Source organism: Bacillus sp. GW821-FHT11D08 (assembly GCF_058808515.1).
Map to the genome: position 1 here is coordinate 1 of NZ_JBXARS010000018.1, position 9,331 is coordinate 9,331.

A 9,331-nucleotide genomic window follows, 5' to 3' on the forward strand; every position below is an offset into this window, starting at 1 on the left:
GTCAACACGCTGGCCATCAGAACGGAGCCGAAAGGAGACAAACGGTTTACCGATTACTTGGCGGAAGTCCGCCAGGCCGCGCTTGAAGCGTATGAGCATCAGGACTACCCGTTTGAAGAGCTTGTGGAGCGGCTCGGCGTGCAGCGGGACACAAGCCGAAATCCGCTGTTTGATGTGATGTTTGTGCTCCAAAATATGGAGCGTGAATCCCTGGTGTTAAATAAGCTGCATTTGGCTCAAGCTGCGGATACAAGTCATAAAACCGCAAAGTTTGATGCCACGCTTTACGCGTCAGAAGGGTCTGACGGTTCCATCAGCTTTGATTTTGAATTCAATACAGATATCTATCAAAAACAGACAATTGAAAAATGGCTTTCTTATTTTACCCGTATTCTTACAAAAGTAATTGAAAACCAAGCGATACCGCTTGGTGACATTCACGTACTGGATGATGCTGAAACAAATCGCGTCATTTATCAGTTTAATCAGACGAAAAGCGATTACCCAAGACACGAAACCATCAGCCGTTTATTTGAGCGTCAGGCAAAAGAAACCCCCGATGCCCGGGCAGTTGTATATGATGGACAAATCTTGACATACCGTGAGCTGAACGAACGGGCTAACAGAATAGCGGCGGCTCTCCGATCAAATGGCGTCGGTCCGGAAAGCGTTGTCGCATTATTAACCGGCCGCACAACAGAGCTTGCTTCCGGAATCCTCGGAATATTAAAAGCGGGGGGCGCCTACTTGCCTATCGGTGACGATGTGCCGCGGGAACGGGCTGAATGGATGCTTAAAGACTGTAAAGCTGATATTCTTCTCCAATCTGATAAACTTGACGGTCTGCCGCTTTCAGGAAAACGTTTATTCATAGAGGATATTCAAACAAAGGCCGGATTGAGTTCGGAAAATCCCGAACCGCTCGGAGGACCTGATTCATTGGCCTACATGATTTATACGTCCGGGTCAACAGGTGCGCCAAAAGGCGTCATGATTGAACAGCGAAGCGTGATCCGCCTTGTGAAAAACAGCAATTATATTGATTTTACGCCGGAAGATAGACTGTTGTTTACTTCATCATTAGGATTTGATGTTACGACATTTGAAATATTCGGTCCGCTTTTAAACGGCGCTTCTTTATATGTAAGTGACCAGGAAACCTATCTCGACTCGGATGTTCTGGAAACATTTATACAGCAAAACGGCATTACGACACTGTGGCTGACATCGTCTCTGTTCAACCATTTATCAGAACAAAATGAACACGTGTTTTCCGGATTATCCCGATTGATTATCGGCGGGGAAGCACTGTCCCCGAGCCATGTAAACCGGGTTCGGAATGCGCTGCCGCATCTCTCAGTATGGAATGGATACGGACCGACTGAAAACACGACGTTCTCGACTTGCTTTTTGATTGAACAATTATACGATCATTCAATCCCGATCGGCCGCCCTGTCGGAAATTCAACCGCATATATCATAAACAGCAGGGGAACACCGCAGCCGATCGGCGTCATCGGCGAATTATGCACAGGCGGAGACGGTGTGGCAAGAGGATATTTCGGCCGCCCTGAGCTGACGGAAGAAAAATTTGTCCCCAATCCTTTTGTTCCCGGAGAACGGATGTACCGCACCGGAGATTTAGCCCGCTGGCTGCCGGACGGAACGATCGAATATGCCGGGCGGATGGATGATCAAGTGAAAATCCGCGGTTATCGGGTCGAGCTGGGAGAGATTGAAGCTGCACTGAGGGGCCTGGACGGTGTGAAAGAAGCTGCCGTGTCAGTCAGAACCGGGCAGTCCGGCAATAAAGAACTGATCGCATATATGAGTCTGCAGGCGGACATGGATACAGAAAAAGTGCGTTCTTCACTGTCTAAGCAACTGCCGAATTACATGGTTCCGGCCTATATGATGGAACTTGAGAAGCTGCCGCTTACGCCGAACGGTAAATTGGATCGGAAAAATCTGCCCGAACCGGAGCTCGCGCTTCAAACCGCGTACACAGCTCCCCGCAATGAGCTTGAAGAACAGCTTTCCGTGATCTGGCAGGAAGTGCTCGGCACAAAACAAGTCGGGATTGAGGACTCATTTTTTGAGTTGGGCGGCGATTCAATCAAAGCGCTGCAAGTTTCCGCACGGCTCGGACGCTATGGGCGGAAAATGACGGCAAGCGACTTATTCCGGCATCCGTCCATTAAGGAGCTCGCGCCACTTATCCGGAAAGCGGAAAGAGTCATCGATCAGCGGCCGGTGGAAGGAAACATTCCTTGGACACCCGTTCAGCAGTGGTTTTTATCACAGCGGATGGAAAACAGAAATCATTTCAATCAGTCCGTCATGATGTTCAGCTCTGACGCATTGCATAAACAGCCGCTCAAAGAAGCCTTGGAGCATCTTGTCATTCATCATGATGCACTCCGGATCACCGTCAGTGCAGAAAACGAAAGTTTCAGACAAATCAATCACGGTATTCAAAAAGATGAACTGTACAGCTTGGACATTTGGGATCTGTCTGAGACAGATACTTGGGAAAAAGAAATAGAAAGTGAAGTCGCTGCGCTCCAACAGCGGATGGATATTGAAAAAGGCCCGTTATTAAAAGCCGGCTGGTTCAAAACCCGGTCCGGGGATTATTTATTCATCACCGTACATCACCTGGCGGTTGACGGAGTGTCATGGCGTATTTTGCTGGAGGATTTATCTGCCGCTTACACTCAAGCCGTAAAAGGTCAGCCGGTCCAGCTTCCGCCAAAGACCGATTCGTTTAAGCAATACGCTGAAAGGCTTTCAGAATACGCAAAAAGCAGCAAGCTGATGCGTGAAGAAGAATATTGGCGTTTTATTGAAGAAGAAACAGCCGCCGAACTTCCTTATGAAAAACCGCAGCATCAGACGGGAGCCGACAGCATTCGGCAAACGGTAAGCTTTACGCTTACAGAAGAAGAAACGTCCGTTTTGCTTCAGCAGGTCAACCGGGCCTACCATACCGATACGCAAGATATTCTTGTGACTGCCGCAGCTTTGGCTTTACGGGACTGGACAGGGGGCGGCAGACTGCGCATCGCGATGGAAGGGCACGGGAGAGAGCACATCATGCCGGAGCTCGACATCAGCCGCACCGTAGGCTGGTTTACCTCCATGTATCCGGTGCTCATTGACTTGAACACAGCAGGCGCTGAGCTTGGAACGTCGGTAAAAACGGTCAAAGACACACTCGGAAGAATACCGGATAAAGGAATAGGCTACGGCATTTTAAAATACATGACACCGCCTGAACAAAAAACAATCCGCTTCAGACAAGCGCCTGAAATCAGCTTTAACTATTTAGGGCAATTCAATGATACAGAAGATCAGCACACGTTCAGTCTGTCCGGTCTTGCAAGCGGGCACGACATCACGCCGACATGGCAGCGGGAACAAGCGGTGGAAATGAGCGCGATGGCCGCACAAAACAAACTTCACTTCAGTTTGAGCTATCCGCCGAGCCGCTTCCGCAAAGAAACGATGGAACAGCTGCTGCAAACTTTACAGCAATATTTGCGTGATATTATGGCGCACTGCACCGGCAAAGAGGAAGCAGAAAAAACCGTTAGTGATTTTAGCAGCAAAACGTTAACATCTGATGATTTGGACAGCATAGCGAGTTTTGTCGAGGAACTGTAGAAAAAGGCGACGGGGAGATTATAACATGACAAAAAAGAATGCAATTCAGGATATTTATCCGCTGTCTTATATGCAGGAAGGAATGCTTTTTCATTCCCTCCTGCAAAAGGAATCACAGGCTTACGCCGAGCAGGCCTCCTTTTCAATAACGGGGAAGGTTGACACCCGCGTGTTTGAAGAGAGCGTTCATGCCCTTTTCGAAAGACATGATATTTTCAGAACGATCTTTATCAGCCAGAACGTGTCAGTGCCGCAGCAGGTCGTATTAAAAGAGCGGAACGTCAGCATCATTGAGGAAAATCTCACCAATTTAAACAAGGCTGATCAAATCAAGCATATTGAAGAAGCCAAACGAAGAGACCGTAAGAAAGGATTTCATCTGCAAAAAGACATGCTGATGCGGGTGACGCTGCTTCAAACCGGTGAATGTGAATATACGTGCATATGGAGTTTCCATCACATCATTATGGATGGCTGGTGTCTCGGAATCGTGCTGAAAGAGTTCTTCCAGATATACGCCTCGCGGCTCCGCCGGACACCGTTAACGCTTGAGCCCGCTGTGCCGTACGGGACCTACATCAAGTGGCTGATGGAGCAAGATAAAGAAAAAGCCGCTTCGTACTGGGAGCGGTACCTTGAAGGCTTTGAGCAGCAGACTGTTCTGCCGAAGCAGAAAAAAGCCGGCGAAAGCAGACAAGAGGAAGTGACGTTTTCCTTTTCAAAAGAGGACACGGCTAAGCTGAAAGAGCTGGCCGTAAAAGAAGAGGTCACGCTGAGCACCATTTTCCACACGCTCTGGGGCATTTTGCTTCAGGCGTATAACCAGACAGAAGATGCGGTTTTTGGTTCTGTCATTTCCGGAAGGCCGTCTGAAATCGAAGGCATCGAGCGAATGATCGGCCTGTTTATTAATACCGTGCCTGTCCGGATCAGCGGGGCAAACATCCCGTTTCAAAAGCTGATCAAAAATGTGCAAAAGGATGCTTTGAAAGGACAGGCATACAGCTATCATCCGCTTTATGACATACAGGCGAATTCACAGGTAAAACAAGGCTTAATTGACCACATTCTCGTCTTTGAGAATTATCCGGTTGAACAGGAGCTTGATGTGCTGAACAGCAAGGGGGACACGAAAGACCTTTTTCACATCCATGATTTCAGCATGGAAGACGAAACCAATTACAGTTTTTATCTTATGGTGGCGCCGGGTGACGAAATTCATTTGAAAATGAGATACGATTCAAGCATGTATGACCGCCAATTTATTGAAAATATCAAAGGCCATTTAGCACACATCGTCTCCCAGGTTCTCGACAAACCGGACATCACGCCGGACAAGCTTGAAATCATAACCCCGGAGGAAAAAGCGCAGCTGCTTGCACCGATTTCTGAAGAGACCGAAAAGCCTGTATATGACACGGTTCATGCAATGTTTGAACGGCAGGCCGCAAAAACACCGGATCAAATCGCGATTCGGTATGAAGGCGAGTCAGTGACGTACAAAGAGCTGAACGAATCGGCTAATAAGCTGGCCCGCCTGCTGCAAAAGCGCGGATTAAAGCGGGAGGAACCGGTAGGCGTCATGCTCGGCCGTTCCCCTTCTTTAGCGGCGGCTGTTCTCGGTATTTTAAAAGCGGGCGGCGCCTTTGTCCCGATTGATCCGGGCAGTCCAAAGGAGCGTATCCGATATGTTATTGAAAACAGCGGCTGCGTCCATGTTGTAACAGAGCGGCATCAGTCAGTCCCCGCGGAACAAGCGCTGCAAGTTACATACATAGAAGAGGCCGGGACGGAAGCGGACGGAAGCAATGTGCAATCCATTAATACGGCGGACGACCTCCTTTATATGATTTATACATCGGGAACGACAGGGAAACCGAAGGGTGTGCTGCTCGAACATAAAAATATGGCCAACCTGCTTTCTCACCAATTGACGAACACAGACATTGATTTTTGCACAAATGTGCTGCAGTACGCATCTGTGGCGTTTGACGTCTGCTATCAGGAGTTATTTTCAGTACTCTTGAGCGGCGGCACCCTTTGTATCGTGCCCGAATCAATCAAACGGGACGTTTCTCAGCTGTTTTCGTTTATTGATCAGCACAAAACGGAAGTTGTGTTTTTCCCGACTGCGTTTGTCAAGATGCTTTTCAATGAAGAAGGTTATGCACATTCTTTTCCCCGCTGTGTGAAGCATGTTATTACGGCCGGGGAGCAGCTGACCGTTTCGCGTTTGTTCAGGCAGACGCTCCGTTTACACGGTATGCATCTGCATAATCATTACGGCCCGTCAGAAACTCATGTGGTTTCAACCTATACGATTTCTGCGGGTGATGACATACCTGAACATCCGCCGATCGGGAAACCGATCCATCATAACAAAATGTATATTCTCAGCAAAAACAGACAGCTTCAGCCTCTCGGAATTGCGGGAGAATTGTATATTTCCGGGGCGAATACAGGAAGAGGCTATGTGAACAATCCGGCGCTGACCGAAGAGAAATTTTTGCCGGATCCGTTCAGAACGGACGCCGTCATGTACCGGACCGGAGATTTGGCAAGACTGCGTGCGGACGGCCAAATTGAATACATCGGCCGGACAGATGATCAAGTGAAGATCAGAGGGTACCGGATTGAACCGAAGGAAATTGAAACCGTCCTGGCAAATCATCATGCCGTGAAAGAAGCTGCTGTTCTGATTCAAACGAATGAGTCGGGCGAAAATGAATTATGCGCCTACTGCAGCGTCTCACAAGCGACTGATCCTTCTCAGCTGCGAAGTGATTTGGCTAAAGAGCTGCCTGATTATATGATTCCGGTCAAATGGGCTTTCGTTGACTCGATTCCGCTCACTGCGAACGGAAAAGTCGATCAGCGGGCCCTTCCGGAAGCTTCGGCGTACACCGCAGTCCGTCGATATACAGCTCCCCGGAATGTGACGGAGCTGAAACTTACCCGCATATGGGAAGAAGTGCTTCAAAGCGGCCCGATCGGCGTTCACGATCACTTTTTCGAGCTTGGCGGCCATTCATTAAAGGCGACGGCACTCGTTGCAAAAATAGCTAAAGAGTGCAGTGTGCAAATCCCGCTGAGCGATGTCTTCAGCCATCCGACTGTAGAAGAACTCGCCAAAATCATCAGTGAAGCAGAAGAGAACCCGTTCGCATCCATAGAAAAGACAGAAATGAAAGAAACATATCCTGTCTCATCCGCCCAAAAACGGATGTACGTCCTTCACCAGCTTGAAAATGGCGGTGTCAGTTATAACATTCCAGCCGTTTTAGAGGTGAAGGGGCCGTTTGACCGAGACAGGATGGAAGCCGTGTTCAAGGAACTGATCCGGCGGCATGAACCGCTCAGAACGTCCTTTGAAGAAAAAAACGGCCTGCCTGTGCAGAGGATTCATGACGACGTGCCGTTTGCATTTACAAAAGAACAATCAGCCGAAGCGTTTATCCGGCCGTTCGATCTCGGCAAAGCGCCCCTTTTCCGGGCGGGATTTGTCCAAATAGAAAAAGACCGGCATCTGCTTTTAGCTGACATGCATCATATTATTTCAGACGGCGTATCCGTCAATCTTTTGATACGTGAATTCAGTGAGCTGTATGCTGAGAGAAGTCTGCCGCCGTTACGGATTCAATACAAAGATTATGCCGTCTGGCAGCAATCATTTATGGCGGGCGCCGCATATCGGAAACAAGAGGAGTACTGGCTGAACCGGCTTGCCGGTGAGATTCCCGTGCTTGAATTGCCGGCTGATAAGCCGCGTCCCCCGGTGCGGAGCTTTTCCGGAGACCGGGTGTCATTTGTCATCAATGAAAAACATACAGCACAGTTGAAAAAGCTGGCGAAAGAAAACAAATGCACACTGTATATGACGCTGCTCGGTGTGTACACGGTTCTGTTAGCCCGTTTAAGCGGACAGGAAGATATGATCGTCGGGTCTCCGATTGCAGGAAGGCCTCATGCCGACCTTGACGCCGTTCTGGGCATGTTTGTCAATACGCTTGCTTTCAGGACGCGTCCCGACGGAAGCATGACATTCAAAGAATATTTAAAGGAAATTCGCCAAACAGCGCTTGAGGCTTACGAACATCAGGATTACCCGTTAGAAGAGCTCGTCGATAAGCTCGGTGTGCCGCGGGACATGTCCCGAAATCCGCTGTTTGACACAACATTTGCGCTGCAAAATATGGAACAGCAGAAGCTTAGGGCAGCCGGACTTGAACTGCAGCCGGCAGACGTCAGCCTGCCGATTTCTAAATTTGACTTATCGCTGTACATCTCTGAAAACGCCGGTGAATTATACTGCCAGTTTGAATACAGCACCGATTTGTTTAAGAGAAAAACGATTCAAAAATGGGCGGGATTTTTTACGACACTTGCCGAAAACGCCGCGGCTGATCCGGGCTTGGAATTAGACGATATTTCTGTTTTGACAGAAAAAGAAGAAGCGTCTCTGCTTCAAGATTTCAGCCCCTTGCAGAAAACAGCGTTTCCGATTCATCAGTCTCTTCATGATCTGCTGGAACAGCAAGCGGAAAAAACGCCGGACCGTCCGGCAATTTTAACTGATGACATTTCGATTACGTATCAGGAACTGAACGAAAGAGCAAACGAGCTTGCGCATCAGCTGATCAAGCGCGGGATAAGGCTGGAGGATAAAACTGCCATTATGGGCCGGCGTTCTCCTGACATGATGATCGGCATTTACGCTGTCTTAAAAGCAGGCGGTGCATATCTGCCGATTGATCCGGATTATCCGGAAGAGCGGATTCGCTTTTTACTGAAAGACAGCGGCGTGAAATTCTTACTGGCAGAACCAGAACTTTTCGCACCAGATCTTTTTGAGGGAGAAACGCTCTCTCTGAAAAGCGGACAAACAGGAAACCCTGAAGCTGCGGCCAACCCTAACGTTCCGGTAAAACCTGATTCATTGGCTTATATCATCTATACATCCGGTTCTACGGGACGCCCAAAAGGCGTGCAGGTTGAACATCGGTCAGCCGTAAACTTTTTATACTCACTGCAAACGCGTTATGGATTAAGTGATTCTGACATCATTTTGCATAAAACATCATACTCTTTCGACGCTTCGATTTGGGAGCTGTTTTGGTGGCCGATCGCGGGAGCTTCTGTTTTCCTCCTTCCGCAAGGCGGCGAGAAAGACCCTGAAATGATACTGAACGCATTGGAGAATAACCGCATAACGGCGGCTCATTTTGTGCCATCCATGCTTCATGCTTTCTTGGAATATATAAATTCCAGAAAACAGCCGATCAAAAAAACCTGCTTAAAAAGGGTTTTTGCCGGCGGCGAACAACTGGGCCCGCACCTGGTTTCCCGTTTTTATGACCTTCTGCCGGGAACGGAATTGACAAATTCCTACGGTCCGACGGAAGCGACAGTAGAAGCGGCGTACTTTGATTTGCCGCAAGGAAAAGAATTTCACAATGTTCCGATCGGCATTTCCGGGCATAACATGCGGCTTTATATTTTAAATCAAAAGAAACAGCTTCTGCCGCCGGGCTGTATCGGAGAGCTGTACATCGCGGGGACAGGGGTGGCCCGGGGCTATCTGAACCGGCCCGAGCTGACGGAGGAGCGTTTTCTCGATGATCCGTTTTATCCGGGAGAGCGCATGTATCAGACGGGCGATATCGCA

At 48.8% G+C, this 9,331-nt stretch carries 2 protein-coding genes; both read left to right on the forward strand.

The features are described from left to right. Window positions 1-3,666 (forward strand): non-ribosomal peptide synthetase (locus AC1RRX_RS19190; RefSeq protein WP_144502567.1); only part of this gene is annotated, 3,666 nt, incomplete at its 5' end. A gap of 25 nt (window positions 3,667-3,691) precedes the next feature. Continuing rightward, window positions 3,692-9,331 (forward strand): non-ribosomal peptide synthetase (locus tag AC1RRX_RS19195; RefSeq protein WP_144490581.1); only part of this gene is annotated, 5,640 nt, incomplete at its 3' end.